Origin of the sequence: Curtobacterium pusillum, from assembly GCF_013359865.1 — a bacterium.
GTDB classification, from domain to species: Bacteria; Actinomycetota; Actinomycetes; order Actinomycetales; family Microbacteriaceae; genus Curtobacterium; species Curtobacterium pusillum.
In genome coordinates this window covers 20,443-37,707 of sequence record NZ_JABMCE010000072.1, presented here as the reverse complement: position 1 = coordinate 37,707, position 17,265 = coordinate 20,443, and the positions used below count along the sequence as shown (strand labels likewise).

The window sequence follows — 17,265 nt, the reverse complement described above, 5'->3', positions numbered from 1 at the left end:
GTCCGTCGCGAACCGCCGCCAGGGGGCGGCGTGGAAGGGGACCCATGATCGCGGTGAACGGACCGGCGGTCGTCGCTGACGACGTGTCGATCGAGTACCGGAGCGGGCGGGGAACGGATGCGATCCGGGCTGTCGACGGCGTCAGCCTGACGGTCCGCCAGGGGGAGATCCTCGCCGTGCTCGGCGAGTCCGGGTCCGGCAAGTCGACGTTCGCCGCGGCCATCGCGGGACAGCTCGGTGCCACCGGCGAGGGCGAAGGAGCCCACCGCCGGCACATCGTCGGGGGTGAGCTCACCGTCCTCGGGCAGAAGACGCGCGGGCTGCGGGCGAGCTCACGGAAGCTCGAACGGCTCACCGGCCGCATCGGGTACCTGCCGCAGGACGGCGCGGACCGGCTCAGCCCGGACCTCACCGTCGGCGAGGCGATCGCGGAGCCGATCTACGTCAGAGACCGCCGCTTCGACCGGAAGGAAGCGGGGCTCATCGTCGCGCGCCTGGTGGACGCCGTGCACCTGCCGCTCGGCGTGATGCGCCTCAACACGTGGGAACTCTCGAGCGGACAGCGGCAGCGAGTCGCCCTCGCCCGTGCGCTCGTCCTCGAGCCGCAGCTGCTCGTCGCCGACGAACCCGCCCGCGGCGTGGACGTGCTCGTGCGCCAGTCCGTGCTCGAGGCGCTCGCGACCCTGCAGCGGAACCGGCACTTCTCCGCCGTCGTGGTGTCGAGTGACCTGCGCGAGGCCCGCGCCCTCGCCGACCGGGTGGCCATCATGGCCGAGAGCCGGCTCGTCGGCCTCGGCACCTTCGACGAGGTCCTCGACAACCCCGTCGACCCGTACGTCAAGACGCTCGCGTCGACGGCGGCCCGTCCGGTGAAGCGCCGGCAGCCCGCCGCCGCGGCCCCCCGGCGTTCGTCGGCGCCACGCCGTCCGGTCGGTGCCGGTACCGGTCCCCGTGCGGAACGGCAGGAGAACGCGTGAGCGCGGGTTTCGGTTCGCCGGTGTCGTCGGGTCCGTCTTCGTCGGGTTCGTCGTTGGGTTCGTCTTCGTCGGGTTCGTCGTCGTCGGCTCCGTCGTCGTCGGTTCCGTCGTCGTCGGTTCCGTCGTCGTCGACCGCGGCCGGCGTCCGTGGGCACCGTGCGGTCGTGACCGACGCGGGCGCGGCGCTGCCCGTCGCGCCGCCGACCGCCGGACCGATCGCGATCCTGCCCGCCGGCGGCGGGACCGCTCTGCACGAGGACGCGGTGACCTCGGCCGGTGGCACCGTCTCGGAGCTGGACGACTCCGCCCGCGGACTCGTCTGGCTCGACCCCCGGGACCCGACCGGTCTGTCCGACGCGCTCGACGCCGCGCCCGGGGTGGGCTGGGTGCAGCTGCCGTTCGCCGGAGTCGACGCGTTCGCGTCCTTGATCGCTTCTCACGGCGACCGCATCCTGTTCACCTCCGCCAAGGGGGCGTACGCCGAACCCGTCGCCGAGCACGCCCTCGCGCTGACCCTCGGCACGCTGCGGGTGCTGCAGAAGCGCGCGCGGGCACGCTCGTGGGCGACCGAGCCCGAGGGCGTCTCGCTGTACGGCCGGAACGTCGTCGTCATCGGTGCCGGCGGAATCGCCCAGGAGTACATCCGGCTGCTCGCACCGTTCGAGGTGTCGATCACCGTGGTCCGCCGTTCGCCCGACCCCGTCCCCGGAGCCGACCGCACCGTCACGACCGACGCGCTCGACGAGGTCCTGCCCGACGCGGACGTCGTGATGATCGCCGCGGCGATGACCTCCGGCACGTCGAAGCTGTTCGGCCGGCGACAGTTCGAGCGCATGAAGCCGTCGGCGCGTCTCGTGAACATCGCACGGGGCGGGCTCGTGGACACGGACGCCCTGGTGTCGGCGCTGAGGGACGGCTCCATCGCCGCCGCGGGACTCGACGTCACCGATCCCGAACCCCTGCCCGACGGCCACCCGCTCTGGGACGAGCCCGGCGCGATCATCACGCCGCACCAGGCGGACACGCCGGAGATGGTGGCGCCGTTGCTCGCCGAGCGCGTGCGGCTCAACACCGCTGCGTTCCTCGACGGAGCGGGCACCGGCTTCGTGGGCGTCGTCGACCCGGTCGCGGGGTACTGAGCCGCGCCACCGTGGCGGCGCGCCCGGGATGCGCAGCCGATGCGCGGGGTGGCTCCAGGTTGCTGCTATGCTGTTACCCGTTGTTCAGACCGATTCGGTTTCTGGGCAGTGATCCTCGATAGCTCAATTGGCAGAGCAGCCGGCTGTTAACCGGCAGGTTGTTGGTTCGAGTCCAACTCGGGGAGCATACAGGCCCTCACCTCCGGGTGGGGGCCTTTTGCGTGGCACGCGGCGCTGGCGGCGCCCGAGCTCGCAGGTGGCTCATGGATCGAAGCTGTTAGCGTTCACAGGTGATCACCGTGCGCCGAGCCATCGCTGCGAGCGTGCTCGTCGCCGCCGGGATCGGTCTCACCGGGTGCACCACCGGCGCGGAGTCCGAGCCCGAGGACTCGCTCGACCCCTCGGCGACCTCGGGTGTGTCGGCCTCCGGCACGTCCCCGATCGTCTTCGCGTTCGTGTGCTCGGTGGGGTCGTCCGACCGCACCGAGACCTACACGACGTACTCCGCGGTGTGGGCTGACCGCCGTACGGACTGCACCGCCGAGCGGATCACGGGCACGGAGATGTCGTCGCAGCAGCGCGCAGCGGTCGACGCGGCCAACGGGGACGCAACGCTCGAGGAACTCGCCGCAGGGTGCGCGGTGCAGGGGACCGGGCGGTGGGCCGGAACGATCGGCAGCGCCGCCGAGGCGCACGTCGCCGTGGGCCTGCTCGAGTACTGCCCGGGGCACCCCGAGACGGACCACCTGCGCGACGCGATCGCTGCCTGGCGGAGCTGAGCCGCGCCTCCTGGGCCGGGTTCCTCGACTCAGCCCTCGGGGTGGTCGCGGCCGGGCAGCCAGGACTTGCCGGGGCCGCCCCAGCTGTTCTTGCGGATCGCCTTCGCGACCTGCTTGCCGAAAGGGTGCACGAGCCGGTCGGCGTAGAGCCAGCCGTCGAGGTGGTCGTACTCGTGCTGGAAGATGCGGGCGAGCCAGCCGTGCGCCTCGACCTCGAAGGGTTCGCCGTGCTCGTCGAACGCGCGGAGGAGCGCACCCTCGGACCGGCGGAGCGGGAACCGCTCGCCCGGCACGGACAGGCAGCCCTCGGACTCCTCGTCCTCGTCGAGTTCCTCCACAGACTCCGGGACCGGGGGAGTGATCCACAGGACCGGGTTCACGGCGACGCCGCGGTGCAGGACCTCGTCATCATCGGTCCATGAGTACACGAAGAGCCGCTTGCCCACACCGACCTGGGGGCCCGCGAGCCCGACCCCGGGCGCCAGGTCCATGGTCTCGTACATGTCGGCGACCAGGGAACGGAGGTCGTCGTCGAACTCGGTGATCTCGGCTGCACGCTCGTGCAGGACGGGTTCGCCGGTGATGCGGATCGGGAGAACGGGCATTCGCCCAGGTTATCCGGCGGGGGACGATAGCCTCGACGCGTGACGACGGACCTCCAGATCCCGGACGCGGTGAACCTCACGCCGTTCCAGGCGCTCATGATCCCCGTCGCGTTGGTGGGGGCGGTGTTCCTGTCGCTGGGTGCGCAGTTCCAGAGTCGTGGGGTGCAGCGGGTGGAGGCTCGGCTGGGCCGTCAGTCGAACGGGCTGAGCGTCCGGCACGTGCTGGGGTTGGTGTCGAGCGGGTACTGGGTGCTGGGCACGGTGATGCTCGGTCTCGCGGTGGTGCTGCAGTTGGTCAGCATCACGTTCGCGCCGTTGATCGTGGTGCAGCCGTTGGGTGCGGTGGCGTTGGTGATCACGACGTGGTTCTCGTCGCGGTCCAGTGGTGTCCCGTTGGGTCGTCGTGCTCGTCGGGCGGTGTGGACGTGCATCATCGGGGTCGCGATCTTCGTCGGCATCGCGGCGTTCGTGGGGCACGAGAGCGTGATCACGCGGGGGCAGCTCGTGACCGTGCTGGTGATCCTGGCGATCGTGCTGGTGCTCGTGCTGGTGTCGTTCCGGTTCGTCGCGAAGCACCGGAACGCGTTGTACTACATCGTGGGTGCGGGGGTGCTCTACGGGTTCGTGGCGACGTTGGCGAAGGTGACCTTGAACCGGTTCGTGAACCACACGTTCGATTGGTTGACGGTGCTGGCGATCGTGGGTGTGGTCGTGGCGGCGTCGTTGGGTGGGTACTTCGTGCAGAACGCGTACTCGAGTGGGTCGGCGGACCTGGTGATCGCGGGGTTGACGGTGATCGATCCGATCGTGGCGGTCGGGATCGGTGTGGTCGTGCTCGGTGAGGCTGCGGGGGCTCCGTGGGTCGCGGTCGCCGGGTTCGTCGTGGCCGCGGCGATCGCGATCACCGGTGTGTTCCTGCTCGCGAAACACCACCCCCAGTCACGCGCCTGACCGCCGCCGGCGTCGTACCTGGGTAGGGGCGGGTCAACCGCGAGGCGGACGCGCTGCCCGGACACCGTGCGGTAGCGTCGTCGAACGACCAGCAATCGCCCACGAGAGGACGACGCCAGCCGTGTCAGACGACGCCACCACCGCCACCGCCGAGCCGACGGGTGCGACGGCGAGCCGACGTCCGCTGCGCGTGATGATCGCGGCGGACACGTTCGCGCCCGACGTGAACGGCGCCGCGACCTTCGCCGAACAGCTCGCCGTCGGTCTCGCCGAACGCGGGCACGAGGTCCACGTCGTCGCCCCCGCATCGAGTCGCCACTACGGCACCTTCGACGAGGAGCACCGCGGGGTCACCCTCGTCGTACACCGCCTGAAGTCGTACAAGTGGCCGCTGCACGCGTGGCTCCGCTTCGTCTGGCCGTGGAGCGTCCGGAAGTGGACGGGACCCATCCTCGACGCCGTCAAGCCCGACGTCCTGCACATCCAGTCGCACGTCGTCATCGGGCGCGGGATCGTCCACGAGGCGAAGGAGCGCGGCATCCGGGTCGTCGCGACGAACCACTTCATGCCCGAGAACCTGCTCGAGTACACGCCGTTCGGCAAGCGCACCCTGCCGATCGCGCTGAAGATCGCGTGGAACGACGCCGCCAAGACCTACCGGCTCGCCGACACGATCACGACGCCGACGAACCTGGCGGCGGACTACCTCCGGCGGGCGATCGCCGGGCAGCGCGTGCTCGCGATCTCGTGCGGGATCGACGCCTCGCGCTACGTCGCGCGCGAGGGCCGTCCCGCCAACAACGACATCGTGTTCGTCGGCCGGGTCGCGCCGGAGAAGAACCTCGACGTCCTCGTGCGCGCGCTGCCGGCCCTGCCGGCCGAGCTGGACGCGACGCTCACCATCGTCGGCGACGGCGAGATGATCCCGAAGCTCAAGGCGCAGGCGAAGGAGCTCGGGGTCGAGGACCGCGTCCGATTCCTCGGGTTCGTCTCCGACGAGGTCAAGCGGCAGGCGCTGACGAACGCCACCGTGTTCGCGATGCCGTCGACGGCCGAACTGCAGAGCATCTCGTCGCTCGAGGGCATGGCCTCCGGGCTCCCCGTCGTGGCGGCGGACTCGATGGCGCTGCCGCACCTCATCGACGGCAACGGCTACCTGTTCACCCCGGGTGATGAGCACGACCTCGCCGCGAAGCTCACGGCGGTGCTCACCGCCTCCGACGACGACTACGTCGCGATGCGCGAACGCAGTCTCGCCATGATCGAGGCACACGACATCAACCGCACGCTCTCGACGTTCGAGTCACTGTATCGTGGGGATCCGGTGGCCTGACGGTCTCCGGCGAGGGGCGGTAGCCAAGCTGGTCAAGGCAGTCGGCTCATAACCGAACGATTCGCGGGTTCGAGTCCCGCCCGCCCTACGTGCACTTGCCCAGGAAGCGCGACACGCAGCAACAGGACGACCACAGCCCGACGCCGAACGTGACGTTCGAGGTGACCCGTGGTGGCACCGGCGTGCGCGTCAACGCGTTCCGCATCGGCTTCATGGGTGCCATCGGTGTCCTCGTGGCACTCGTCGCCGGCTCGATCGTCCACCAGCTGTCGACCGTCCTCGTCTACATCGGCGTCGCCCTGTTCCTGGCGCTCGGTGTCGACCCGCTCGTGTCGTTCCTCGAACGGCTCGTCCCGCGTTGGGTGGCGATCACCGTCGTGGTCGTCGGGGTCCTCACCGCGTTCGCCGGCGTCGTGTTCGCGGTCGTCCCGATCCTCGTGGAGCAGGCGACCAACCTCATCCAGAACTTCCCGGATGTCGTGCAGGACATCTCGGGTCAGAAGTGGGTGCAGGACCTCTCCGACCAGTTCTCGGGGTCGTTCGACATCGACCACACGCTGCAGTCCGTGCAGTCCTTCGTGGAGAACCCGGGCAACCTGCTGAGCCTCGGCGGCGGGATCCTCGCGGTCGGCAGCGGCATCCTGTCCGGCCTCACCGGTGCCGTCATCGTCATCATCCTGATGCTCTACTTCCTCGCGTCGATGCGCGGCATGAAGTCGATGACCTACCGGTTCGTCCCGGCGTCGCGGCGGCAGAACTTCATCGACGTCAGCGAGCAGATCACCCAGGCGGTGGGTCGCTACGTCGTGGGGCAGATCTCGCAGGCGCTCATCAACGGCATCCTGAGCCTGGTGTTCCTGCTCATCATCGGCGCGCCGCTCCCGGTGCTGCTGGCGTCGTTCGCGTTCCTGGGCTCGCTCATCCCGCTGGTCGGGACGCTCGCCGCCGCGATCGTGATCTCGCTGCTCTGCCTGTTCGCCTCGCCCGCGACCGCCCTCGCCGCGGCGATCTACTACCTGGTGTACATGCAGGTCGAGGCGTACGTGATCTCGCCGCGCATCATGTCGCGCGCGGTCCAGGTGCCCGGAGCCCTCGTCGTCATCGCCGCCGTCGCGGGCGGCACGATCGGCGGTGTGCTCGGCGCGCTCGTCGCCCTGCCCGTCGCGGCCTCGGTGATCATCATCGTGCAGAAGGTCATCTACCCGCGGCAAGAGCAGGCATGAGCGCGTACGAGGACCACGTCGCCTCCCGCGAGCGCTGGGCGACGGGGCCTCGCGGTCCGCTGGCGCTCGTGAACGCCCAGCGCGTCGACCACGCGCAGCCGGTCTGGCCCGTGCCCGGGCAGTGGGCGCCCGCGCCGGGCGGCCTGTCCGTGACCGCGTCGGCGGCGGACGGCGTGGTCGTCGACGGTGTCCCGGTGGACGGCACCGTGCTCGTCGCGGGCGACGAAGCCGTCGTCGCGTCGACCGTGACGTTCCCCGACGGGTTCGCGGGGTCGGTGTCCGCGGGCACGTTGCGCGTGTGGGACCCGTCCTCGGAGTCCATCGCCCGCTTCGCCGGGATCGCGCGTTTCGACCGCTCCGCCGACTGGGTCACGTCCGGCAGGTACACGCCCGTCACGGGCCTGGAGGCGCAGGGTGTCGTCCTCGACGCCGCCGGCGCTCCGCTCGAGGTCGCCGGGCACATCGAGACGGCCTTCGGCAGTACGTCCGTCCGGCTCGTCGCGGTCCGGTCCGCGGCGTTCCGGGGTGCGGCGCGGCTGCAGCTCATCGTGCAGGACACCACGAGCGCGCTGCCCGAGGAGGACCCCGGGAGCACCTACTCGATGGGGCGCTTCCTGTACCTCGACGACCCCGGCACCGACCCCAGCGCCGGCGCCGACGTCGAGCTCGACTGGAACCTGCTCGTCCTGCCGCCGTGCGCGTTCTCGTACCAGTTCGCCTGCCCGATCCCGCCCGAGGACAACCACGTCCCCGTGCCGATCACCGCGGGGGAGCGGCACCCTGTCGACACCGCTGGCCACGTGTTCCACTGAGCGTCCGGAGCGTCTCGGCGCCGTTTCCGCTCCGCCGTCTGGCGTTCCCGGTGCGCAGGCTGCATAATGGGCGTGTCCGCAAGGACATCACAATCGGATATCGATGGTTCCGAACGAACCTCCGTGGTCCAGGTCGATGGGGAAGTCGCACCTGACGAATCGGAGGAATCGTGAACGGAACGACCACCGGGGTGCTCTACGTGCACTCCTCACCACGCGCGCTCTGCCCGCACGTCGAATGGGCGGCAGGTCGCGCCATGAGCCGTGCCGTGAACTTCTCGTGGCTCGACCAGCCGGCGCAGGACGGCGCTCGGCGCACCGAGTTCACCTGGACCGGTACGGTCGGCACGGGTGCCGCGATCGCGTCTGCGCTCCGCGGCTGGGAGCACCTCCGGTACGAGGTCACCGAGGAACCCACTGCTGGTTCGGACGGCGGCCGGTGGATGCACACGCCGGACCTCGGGGTGTTCTACGCGCAGACCGACGTCACCGGCAACATGGTCGTCCCCGAGGATCGCGTGCGCTACGCCATGGAGGTCGCGGGCAGCAACGCCCTGGAGCTCCACCGCGAGCTGCGGCTGGCGCTCGGCCAGGCGTGGGACGACGAACTCGAGCCGTTCCGTCACGCCGCCGAGGGCAACCCCGTCGTCTGGCTCCACCGCGTCGGCTGACCCGGACGCACTTCCTCCGACACGAACGCCGCCCGGCCCCGAGCCGGGCGGCGTTCCTGCGTCCCGGCCGTCCCGGCGCCGCGCTCCGCGACCGTTCTCGCGCTCGCGAAAGCGACAGTCTGCCGCCTGACTCCGGCGGCAGACTGTCGCTTTCGCGGCAGGGCCGGGGACGGTGGCCGGGGATGTGTCGCTTTCGCGGCAGTGGTGCCGGCCACGGAACGAGCGGAGGCCCGTCCCGCGGACGCGGGACGGGCCTCCAGACAGGCAGTGCGTCAGGCGCTGCGGAACGCGACGACCGCGTTGTGCCCGCCGAAGCCGAACGAGTTGCTCACCGCGAGCAGATCGCCCTGCGGCAGCTCGCGCGGCGCCGTCGCGACGTCCATCACGATCTCCGGGTCCTGCTGGGTGAGGTTGATCGTCGGCGGCGCGACCCGCTCGTGCAACGCGAGGGCCGTGAACACGGCCTCGATCGCACCGGCACCGCCGAGGAGGTGTCCCGTCGACGCCTTCGTGGCGGACACCACGATGCTGTCGAGGTGGTCCCCGAAGACGCGGCGCATCGCGTGGTACTCGGCGACGTCGCCCACGGGCGTGGAGGTGGCGTGCGCGTTGACGTGCACGACGTCCTCGCGGGCGGCGCCGGCGTGCTCGAGCGCCTGCAGGACCGCGCGGGCGGCAGCGCTGCCCTCGGGGTCGGGGGCGGTGATGTGGAACGCGTCCGAGGTGATGCCGGCGCCGGCGACCTCGGCGTAGATCTTCGCGCCGCGGGCCTCGGCGTGCTCCTTCGTCTCGAGGATGAGCGCCGCGGCGCCGTCACCGAGCACGAAGCCGTCGCGTGTGACGTCGTACGGACGCGACGCGGTCTCGGGGGAGTCGTTGCGGCGGGACAGCGCCTGCATGGCCGCGAAGGACGCGAGGGGCAGCGGGTGCAGGGCCGCCTCGGCGCCACCGGCGATGACGATGTCGGCGTCGCCGCTCGCGACGTGGCGGTACGCCTCGGCCAGGGACTCCGTCGAGGACGCGCACGCCGACAGGTAGGTGCGGGCGCCGCCGCGGGCGCCGAACTCCATCTCGATGGCCGCGGCCGGGCCGTTCGCCATGAGCATCGGCACCGTCATCGGCATGACGCGGCGCGGACCCTTCTCGCGCAGGGTGTCCCAGGCGTCGAGCAGCGTGTTGACGCCGCCGATGCCGGTCGCCCAGTCGACGATGAGGCGTTCCGGGACGACGGACTCGGCGTCGATGCCGGCGTCGGCCCACGCCTCACGTGCGGCGACGAGCGACAGCTGCGACGAGGGGTCGAGGCGCCTCGTCTCCGGACGGGTGAGCTGGTCGGTGAGGAAGCGGCGCGCCTGGCCGGCGAACTCGACGGGGAGTTCGAGCTCGGCGTAGCGCGGGTCCTCGATGCGGGTGATGCCGGACTTGCCGGCGAGCAGCGCCTCCCACGTTTCCGGGGCGGTCGCGGCGAGGGGCGTGATGGCACCGATCCCGGTGACGACGACGGTTCTGTTGGTCATGGAACGACGTGTTCTTTCGTGTGGACGAGCGACGAGCGACGGCCGCCCGCCGTGGTGAACGAGATGAGCGCCGCGGCCGGGGGTGTCCGCGGCCGCGGCGCTCAGGAAGCTCGCGTCAGGCCTGGGCCTTGACGATGTAGTCGACGGCGTCGCCCACGGTCTTGAGGTTCTTGACCTCTTCGTCGGGGATCTTCACGTCGAACTTCTCCTCGGCGTTCACGACGATGGTCATCATCGAGATCGAGTCGATGTCGAGGTCGTCGGTGAACGACTTGTCGGCGGCGACGGTGTCGGTCGCGATGCCGGTCTCGTCGTTGATCAGCTCGGCCAGGCCGGCGAGGACTTCTTCGTTGGACAGGGCCATGGGGATTCTCCTTGAGGGGGTGTCGTTTGACCGTGGACCAGCCTAGGGCACGAGTGGTGCTCGTGCCCGGAGCCGAGCCGGTGGGATCTGGCGACCGGCGGTGCCGGGGGACTAGGGGAGGACGACGACCTGCGCGCCGAACACCAGACCGGCGCCGAAGCCGATCTGCAGCGCGAGGCCGCCGGACAGCTCGGGGTTCTCCTCGAGCAGCCGGTGCGTGGCGAGCGGGATGCTCGCGGCGGACGTGTTGCCGGTGGTCGCGATGTCGCGGGCGATCACCACGGACCCGGGCAGGCCGAGCTGCTTGGCGAACTCGTCGATGATGCGGATGTTCGCCTGGTGCGGGACGAACGCGGCGAGGTCGGACGGTTCGACCCCGGCGGTCTCGAGGGCTTCGCGGGCGACCTTGACCATCTCCCAGACGGCCCAGCGGAACACGGTCTGACCGGCCTGCCGTATCGTCGGCCGCGCGGCCCCCGCTTCCCACTCGTTGTAGGTCGAGGTCATGCCGATGGCGTCCCACTTCGACCCGTCCGAGCCCCAGATCGTCGGGGCGATGCCGGGGAAGTCGCTCGGCCCGACGATGGCCGCGCCCGCGCCGTCCCCGAGCAGGAACGAGATGGAGCGGTCGGTCGGGTCGACGATGTCGCTGAGCTTCTCGGCGCCGACGACCAGCACGTGGTCGGCGATGCCGGACTTCACGAACGAGTCCGCCTGGGCGATGCCGTACGCGTACCCGGCGCAGGCGGCGCTGATGTCGTACGCGGCCGCGGGCGCCGCTCCGATGCGCTCGGCGAGCAGTGACGCCATCGACGGGGTGGCCACCGTGTGCGTGACGGTGCTGACCAGGACGACACCGATCTGCGACGGCTCGATCCCGGCCTTCGCGATCGCGTCGAGCGCAGCGGCCTCGGCGAGGTCGACGGCTTCGACGTCCTTGCCGGCGCGCATCCGGGTGATGATCCCGGTGCGCTGACGGATCCACTCGTCGGAGGAGTCGATCGGCCCGACGAGGTCGTCGTTGGGCACCGCGTTCTCACCGCGCGCGGCGCCGAACGCGAGGATGCGGGTGAACTCGTGTCCACGACGCTGCGCGAGCACCGGCCTGGAGGCGCGGCTCGGCTCGGTCGCGTCCGTCGCGGCGGACGAGGTGGTGGCGTCGGTCATGCGGTTGCTGCTGCTTCCTGGCCTGCGCTCTGCAGCAGGTCGATCGCTGCGGGCAGGTCGTCGGGGGTCTTGATCGCGACGGTCGGCGTGCCGCGCAGTCCGCGCTTCGCGAGGCCGACGAGGGCGCCGGCGGGCGCGAGCTCGATGATGCCGGTCACGCCGGCGCCGGAGAAGGACTCCATCACGGCGTCCCAGTGCACGGGGTTCGCGATCTGCTTCACCATGAGGTCGACGAAGCGACGGCCGTCGTCGACGAGCGAGCCGTCGGCGTTCGTCCAGATCGGGAGCGTGGGGTCCTGCACCGTCGCGGCGGCCGCAACCGGCGCGACGCGCTCGACCGCGGGGGCCATGTACCGGGTGTGGAACGCACCGGCCACGGCGAGCGGGATGACCCGGGCCTTGGCGGGCGGGTCCGCCACGAGCGCGGCGATGGCGTCCGCGGCACCGGCGACGACCGTCTGGCCACCACCGTTGTGGTTGGCGGGCACCAGGCCGTGCGTGGTCAGCGCGGCGGCGACCTCGTCGGCGTCCCCGCCGAGGACCGCGGCCATCGAGGTCGGTTCGAGTGCGGCGGCGTCCGCCATCGCCCGTCCGCGCTCGGCGACGAGGGCGACCGCGTCGCTCGGCTCGAGGATCCCGGCGATCCCGGCGGCGGTGAACTCACCGACCGAGTGGCCGGCGACACCACCCACGAGGGCACGGCGTCCGTCGGCGAGCAGCGCGTCGGCGGTCACGAGTCCGGCGGCGACGATGAGCGGCTGGGCGAGGGCGGTGTCCTTGATGGTGTCGGCGTCGGACTCGGTCCCGTGTGACACCAGGTCGACGCCGATGGCCTCGGACCATGCACCCACGCGGTCACGGACGGCGGCGTCCTCGAGCCAGGGAGCGAGGAAGCCGGGGGTCTGGGAGCCCTGTCCGGGCGCGACGACGACGATCACCGGACAATCCTCCCGGGAGCGCCCCGCCGTGCCCGTGTGGACTTCCGACACGAAACACGGCGGAACATTGTCGAGTTCCTAGCGGCGGTGCGGGATGCGCCGGCGACCGGCCGTCGACTCCGACATCGCACCGAGGATCAGCGCGGACTGCACGATGAGGGCGTCCCGGGCGTGCGTCGCGTCCCACCCGATGATGTCCGCGACGCGGCGGAGCCGGTAGCGCACGGTGTTCGGGTGCACGAAGAGCTCGCGGGCCGTGGCCTCGAGCGACCGCCCGGTGTCGAGGTAGCACCACAGCGTCTGGAGGAGCTCGGTCGACTGGTCCTTGAGCGGCACGTAGATCCGCTGCACGAGGGCCGAGCGGGCGAGCGGGTCGCCGGCCAGGGCCCGTTCGGGCAGCAGGTCGTCAGCGAGTGCCGGACGGGGTGCGCCGCGCCAGGCACGTGCGACGGCGAACCCGGCGAGGGCTCCCTTCGCGCTCGTCGACGCGTCGACCACGCCCGGGACCTCGTTGCCGAGCACCAGGTGGCCCTCGCCGAACGACGGCTCGAGCGCCTGCGCGATGGAGGTGAACGAGACCGGTTCCTCACCCTCGGGGACGTCGTCCCGCGGGGTGGCCCGTCCGATCACGACCACGAGCCGTGAGCCCTGCACGCCGACGAGCACGTCGGCGTCCATGTGGCGCGCGGTCCGGCGGATCTGGTCCACCTCGAGCTGCTTCGGCGCGTTGCCGACCAGGACCGCGACCTCGCCGTGGCCGTGCCAGCCGAGGGCGGCGATGCGCGACGGCAGTTCGTCGTCGTACTCGCCGGAGAGGATCGAGTCGACCACGAGCGCTTCGAGCCGGGCGTCCCAGAGCCCGCGGGCCTCGGCCGCGCGCGCGTAGACGTCGGCGGCCGCGAAGGCGATGTCCCGCGAGTACTTGAGGATCGCCTCCTGCAGCATCTCGTCGTCCTTGGCGCGTTCCTCGACCACGGTGACGACCACGCGGATGAGCTGGAGCGTCTGCTGCAGGCTCACCGAGCGGAGGAGCTCCCGTGGTGCCGAGCCGAACACGTCGGCCGCGGCGATCCACGGCGTCGACGCGCTGCCCTCGAGCCAGCTGATGAAGGACGTGATGCCGGCCTGGGCGACCAGTCCCACGGCGGAGCGGCGGCCCGGGGGCATCTCGCTGTACCAGGGGAGGGTGTCCTCGAGTCGTTTGATGGTGGCGGTGGAGAGTTCACCGGACACCTGACGGAGCCAGGAGAGCGCCCGCTCGCGCGCGCTCTCCTGGCTCTCGGAGTCCGGTCGGACCGTCGTCACCGGCAGATCAGCTCTCGCCGCCCGCGCTGCCCGTGGTGCCGGCGGTCACGTCGTGCAGGCGGTACTTGTCGATCGCCTGCTGGACGAGCGCGCCGTCGACCTTGCCCTGGCGTGCCAGCTGCTGCAGCGTCCGCACGACGACCGAGGGGCCGTCGATGTGGAAGAAGCGGCGGGCGGCCGGACGGGTGTCCGAGAAGCCGAAGCCGTCGGCGCCGAGCGTGGCGTAGTCGGTCGGGACGAACGGGCGGATCTGCTCCTGGACCTGGTGCATGAAGTCGCTCACGGCGACGACCGGGCCCTCCGTCGCGAGCAGGCGCTCGGTGACGTACGGCGTGCGCGGCGCCTCGTTCGGGTTGAGGAACGCGTGCTGCTCCGCGTCGAGACCGTCGCGGTACAGCTCACCCCAGCTCGTGACGCTCCAGACGTCCGCCGACACGCCCCAGTCCTCGGCGAGGAGCTGCTGCGCCTCGAGGATCCACGGCACGGCCACGCCCGACGCGAGCAGCTGGGCCTTCGGGCCGTCGTGCTCGCTCCGGTTGAGCAGGTACATGCCCTTGACGATGCCCTCGGCGTCGACGCCCTCCGGCTCGGCCGGCTGGACGATCGGCTCGTTGTAGACCGTCAGGTAGTACATGACGTTCGGGTCGGCGTGCTTCGGGGAGCCGTCCTCGTTCGTGCCGTACATCCGGTCGAGGCCGGCCTTGACGATGTGGCCGATCTCGTAGCCGTACGCGGGGTCGTAGGACACCACGGCCGGGTTCGTCGCCGCGAGGAGCAGCGAGTGACCGTCCGCGTGCTGCAGGCCCTCACCGGTCAGCGTCGTGCGGCCGGCGGTCGCGCCGATCATGAAGCCGCGGGTCATCTGGTCACCGGCCGCCCAGATGGCGTCGCCGGTGCGCTGGAACCCGAACTGCGAGTAGAAGACGTACACCGGGATGAGCGGCTCGCCCTGCGTCGAGTACGAGGTGCCGACCGCGGTGAACGCCGCGAGGGCGCCCGCCTCGTTGATGCCGACGTGGATGATCTGGCCCTGCGGGCTCTCCTTGTAGGCCAGGAGGAGCTCGCGGTCGACCGACGTGTAGTGCTGGCCGTTCGGGTTGTAGATCTTCGCCGTCGGGAAGTACGCGTCCATGCCGAACGTGCGCGCCTCGTCGGGGATGATCGGCACCACACGGTCGCCGAAGTCGGGGGAGCGGAGCAGGTCCTTCAGCAGACGGGCGAAGGCCATGGTGGTGGCGATCTCCTGCTTGCCGGAGCCCTTCTTGACGATCTGGTACTTGGAGTCGTCGGGCAGGGTGATCGACGTGTACTTCGTGCGGCGTTCCGGCACGTACCCGCCGAGCTCACGCCGGCGCTCGTGCATGTACTGGATCGCCTCGTCGTCGTTCCCGGGGTGGTAGTACGGCGGCGTGTACGGGTTCTCCTCGAGCTGCGCGTCGGAGATCGGGATGCGCATCTCGTCACGGAACTGCTTGAGGTTGTCGAGCGTGAGCTTCTTCATCTGGTGCGTCGCGTTGCGCCCCTCGAAGCTGGGGCCGAGGCCGTAGCCCTTGACCGTCTTCGCGAGGATGACGGTCGGCTGGCCCTTGTGCTCGGTCGCCGCCTTGAAGGCCGCGTAGACCTTGCGGTAGTCGTGACCACCGCGCTTGAGGTTCCAGATCTGGTCGTCGGTGTAGTCGGACACCAGCTCGAGCGCCTTCGGGTCACGCCCGAAGAAGTTCTCGCGCACGTACGCGCCGTTCTCGGCCTTGTACGTCTGGTAGTCGCCGTCCGGCGTCTGGTTCATCAGGTTGAGCAGCGCGCCCTCGGTGTCGCGGGCGAGCAGGTCGTCCCACTCGCGACCCCAGACCACCTTGATGACGTTCCAGCCCGCACCGCGGAAGAACGCCTCGAGCTCCTGGATGATCTTGCCGTTGCCGCGCACCGGACCGTCGAGACGCTGCAGGTTGCAGTTGATCACGAAGTTCAGGTTGTCGAGGCCGTCGTTCGCGGCGACCTGGAGCTGTCCGCGCGACTCGACCTCGTCCATCTCGCCGTCACCGAGGAACGCCCAGACCTGCTGGTCGGAGGCGTCCTTGATGCCGCGGTTGGACAGGTACTTGGCCTGCTGCGCCTGGTAGATCGCGTTGATCGGACCGATACCCATCGACACGGTCGGGAACTGCCAGAAGTGCGGCATGAGGCGCGGGTGCGGGTACGACGACAGACCGCCGCCGGCGTGGGACTTCTCCTGACGGAAGCCGTCGAGCTGGTCCTCGCCGAGGCGCCCTTCCATGTACGCACGGGCGTACATGCCGGGGGAGGCGTGGCCCTGGAAGAACACCTGGTCGCCGCCGGACGGGTGGTCCTGAGCGCGGAAGAAGTGGTTGTAGCCGACCTCGTACAGGGCGGCGCTCGACGCGTAGGTCGAGATGTGGCCGCCCACGGCGATGCCGGGACGCTGCGCGCGGTGCACGGTGATCGCGGCGTTCCACCGGATCCACCGGCGGTACCGGCGCTCGAGCTCCTCGTCGCCCGGGAACTCGGGCTCGTTCTCCGGCGCGATGGTGTTCACGTAGTCCGTGGTCGGGACCATCGGCACACCGAGGTGCAGTTCCTTGGACCGCTTGAGCAGGCTCAGCATGATCTCGCGGCCACGCTGGTGGCCGTGGGTCTGCACCAGACCGTCGAGGGACTCACGCCATTCGGCGGTCTCCTCCGGGTCCTGGTCGTTGCTGCCGTGGCTGTACGGGTCCTGGTCGTTCACCGTCACCCTTGACCTCGTTCGTTCTCGTGGTGGACATGGCGGGCCACCGGTTGGTCGGGTCGCGACCGGATGGGGCCCCGACCACTCTAGGCCCACACACCGACCGTCAGCCTGATGGTGACGTGCACGTGGACAGGTGCTTGCATTCGGGTGACGTCGGCGTACGATTGCCGATCGTGCACTCGCGACCCGTGCGTGCGCGCGGACACCGGGCACACCCCACGCCCGAGGAAGAAGCAACGCACTGATGGCACTGGAGATCGGCTCCCTCGCGCCGGACTTCGAACTCCCGAACCAGTTCGGGGAGCACGTCCGCCTCAGCGACTTCCGAGGTGTCCGCCCGGTCGCGCTCGTCTTCTTCCCCCTGGCGTTCTCGTCCACGTGCACGAACGAACTCTGCGCCCTGCAGGACAACATCGCGATGTTCGAGGACCAGCGCGTCGAGCTGATCGGCATCTCGGTCGACTCGAAGGCGACGCTCCGCTCGTTCGCCGAGTCGAACGGCTACGACTTCGAGCTCCTCGCCGACTTCTGGCCACACGGTGCCGTCTCGAAGGAGTACGGCGTGTTCCTCGAGAAGAAGGGCTTCGCCACCCGCGCGACCTTCGTGATCGACGTGCAGGGCCGCATCAAGGCCTCGATCATCTCCGAGCCGGGCGTCGCCCGCGACGTCACGGAGTACCGGGCGGCCCTCGACCGCCTCGCCGCCTGCACCGCACCGGTCCCCGTCGGCTGACG

At 70.6% G+C, this 17,265-nt stretch carries 16 protein-coding genes and 2 tRNA genes; 11 read left to right on the top strand and 7 right to left on the bottom strand.

All coding sequences use genetic code 11. The features are described 5' to 3' along the window. The first annotated feature begins 44 nt into the window (after positions 1 to 44). The 4 genes from HP507_RS08065 (at position 45) to HP507_RS08050 (ending at position 2,895) form a co-directional block, all read left to right on the top strand. The gene (locus HP507_RS08065) at positions 45 to 977 is read left to right on the top strand and encodes an ATP-binding cassette domain-containing protein (RefSeq protein ID WP_175351269.1); all 933 of its coding nucleotides are present in this window, start codon (positions 45 to 47) and stop codon (positions 975 to 977) included. Positions 978 to 1,141: 164 nt separating this feature from the next. Further along, positions 1,142 to 2,116, top strand: a complete 975-nt coding sequence (locus tag HP507_RS08060) for a D-isomer specific 2-hydroxyacid dehydrogenase family protein (RefSeq protein ID WP_175351268.1) — start codon at positions 1,142 to 1,144, stop codon at positions 2,114 to 2,116. A 112-nt stretch (positions 2,117 to 2,228) separates the two neighbouring features. Beyond that, positions 2,229 to 2,301 (top strand) — tRNA-Asn (locus HP507_RS08055). A 105-nt stretch (positions 2,302 to 2,406) separates the two neighbouring features. Next, complete coding sequence (locus HP507_RS08050) at positions 2,407 to 2,895, top strand: hypothetical protein (RefSeq protein ID WP_175351267.1); 489 nt, start codon at positions 2,407 to 2,409, stop codon at positions 2,893 to 2,895. Positions 2,896 to 2,924: 29 nt separating this feature from the next. Here HP507_RS08050 and def read toward each other — a convergent pair whose 3' ends face one another. Then, entirely contained in the window at positions 2,925 to 3,500 is a 576-nt protein-coding gene (def, locus tag HP507_RS08045) for a peptide deformylase (protein ID WP_175351266.1), read from the bottom strand. A gap of 39 nt (positions 3,501 to 3,539) precedes the next feature. On the opposite strand from def, the gene HP507_RS08040 reads away from it, so the two are divergent. The 6 genes from HP507_RS08040 to HP507_RS08015 all read left to right on the top strand — a co-directional run bounded on the left by HP507_RS08040 (position 3,540) and on the right by HP507_RS08015 (position 8,490). Further along, positions 3,540 to 4,451, top strand: a complete 912-nt coding sequence (locus tag HP507_RS08040; RefSeq protein ID WP_175351265.1) for a multidrug DMT transporter permease — start codon at positions 3,540 to 3,542, stop codon at positions 4,449 to 4,451. A gap of 121 nt (positions 4,452 to 4,572) precedes the next feature. After that, complete coding sequence (locus tag HP507_RS08035; protein WP_175351264.1) at positions 4,573 to 5,784, top strand: glycosyltransferase; 1,212 nt, start codon at positions 4,573 to 4,575, stop codon at positions 5,782 to 5,784. Between the two features lie 13 nt (positions 5,785 to 5,797). After that, positions 5,798 to 5,872 (top strand) — tRNA-Ile (locus tag HP507_RS08030). A gap of 1 nt (position 5,873) precedes the next feature. Beyond that, complete coding sequence (locus HP507_RS08025; RefSeq protein ID WP_338085073.1) at positions 5,874 to 7,007, top strand: AI-2E family transporter; 1,134 nt, start codon at positions 5,874 to 5,876, stop codon at positions 7,005 to 7,007. After that, positions 7,004 to 7,819 carry a DUF1684 domain-containing protein gene (locus HP507_RS08020; RefSeq protein WP_175351262.1) on the top strand — a complete coding sequence of 272 codons (816 nt, stop codon included), beginning with the start codon at positions 7,004 to 7,006 and terminating at the stop codon, positions 7,817 to 7,819. Before HP507_RS08025 ends, HP507_RS08020 begins: the two co-directional genes overlap by 4 nt. Positions 7,820 to 7,989: 170 nt before the next feature. Further along, positions 7,990 to 8,490: a DUF3145 domain-containing protein gene (locus HP507_RS08015; RefSeq protein WP_376984210.1), complete on the top strand. Its 501-nt coding sequence runs from the start codon at positions 7,990 to 7,992 to the stop codon at positions 8,488 to 8,490. Positions 8,491 to 8,762: 272 nt separating this feature from the next. Here the strand turns inward: HP507_RS08015 and fabF are convergent, their stop codons facing one another. The 6 genes from fabF to aceE form a co-directional block, all read right to left on the bottom strand. After that, positions 8,763 to 10,007 (bottom strand): beta-ketoacyl-ACP synthase II, encoded by a 1,245-nt coding sequence (gene fabF / locus HP507_RS08010; protein WP_175351261.1) that lies wholly within the window; start codon positions 10,005 to 10,007, stop codon positions 8,763 to 8,765. A 115-nt stretch (positions 10,008 to 10,122) separates the two neighbouring features. Continuing rightward, the gene (locus HP507_RS08005; protein ID WP_022903951.1) at positions 10,123 to 10,371 is read right to left on the bottom strand and encodes an acyl carrier protein; all 249 of its coding nucleotides are present in this window, start codon (positions 10,369 to 10,371) and stop codon (positions 10,123 to 10,125) included. A 111-nt stretch (positions 10,372 to 10,482) separates the two neighbouring features. Then, positions 10,483 to 11,538 carry a beta-ketoacyl-ACP synthase III gene (locus HP507_RS08000; RefSeq protein ID WP_217508606.1) on the bottom strand — a complete coding sequence of 352 codons (1,056 nt, stop codon included), beginning with the start codon at positions 11,536 to 11,538 and terminating at the stop codon, positions 10,483 to 10,485. Next, positions 11,535 to 12,476, bottom strand: coding sequence for an ACP S-malonyltransferase (locus tag HP507_RS07995; protein WP_175351260.1), 942 nt, complete (start codon positions 12,474 to 12,476; stop codon positions 11,535 to 11,537). The genes HP507_RS08000 and HP507_RS07995 overlap by 4 nt, the downstream gene beginning before the upstream one ends. Before the next feature lie 78 nt (positions 12,477 to 12,554). After that, positions 12,555 to 13,781: a PucR family transcriptional regulator gene (locus HP507_RS07990; protein WP_175351259.1), complete on the bottom strand. Its 1,227-nt coding sequence runs from the start codon at positions 13,779 to 13,781 to the stop codon at positions 12,555 to 12,557. 7 nt (positions 13,782 to 13,788) lie between these two features. Then, positions 13,789 to 16,533: a pyruvate dehydrogenase (acetyl-transferring), homodimeric type gene (gene aceE, locus HP507_RS07985; RefSeq protein WP_175351258.1), complete on the bottom strand. Its 2,745-nt coding sequence runs from the start codon at positions 16,531 to 16,533 to the stop codon at positions 13,789 to 13,791. A 241-nt stretch (positions 16,534 to 16,774) separates the two neighbouring features. Here aceE and HP507_RS07980 point away from each other — a divergent pair, with 241 nt between their 5' ends. Continuing rightward, the gene (locus HP507_RS07980; protein ID WP_175351257.1) at positions 16,775 to 17,263 is read left to right on the top strand and encodes a peroxiredoxin; all 489 of its coding nucleotides are present in this window, start codon (positions 16,775 to 16,777) and stop codon (positions 17,261 to 17,263) included. The last annotated feature ends 2 nt before the right edge of the window (positions 17,264 to 17,265 follow it).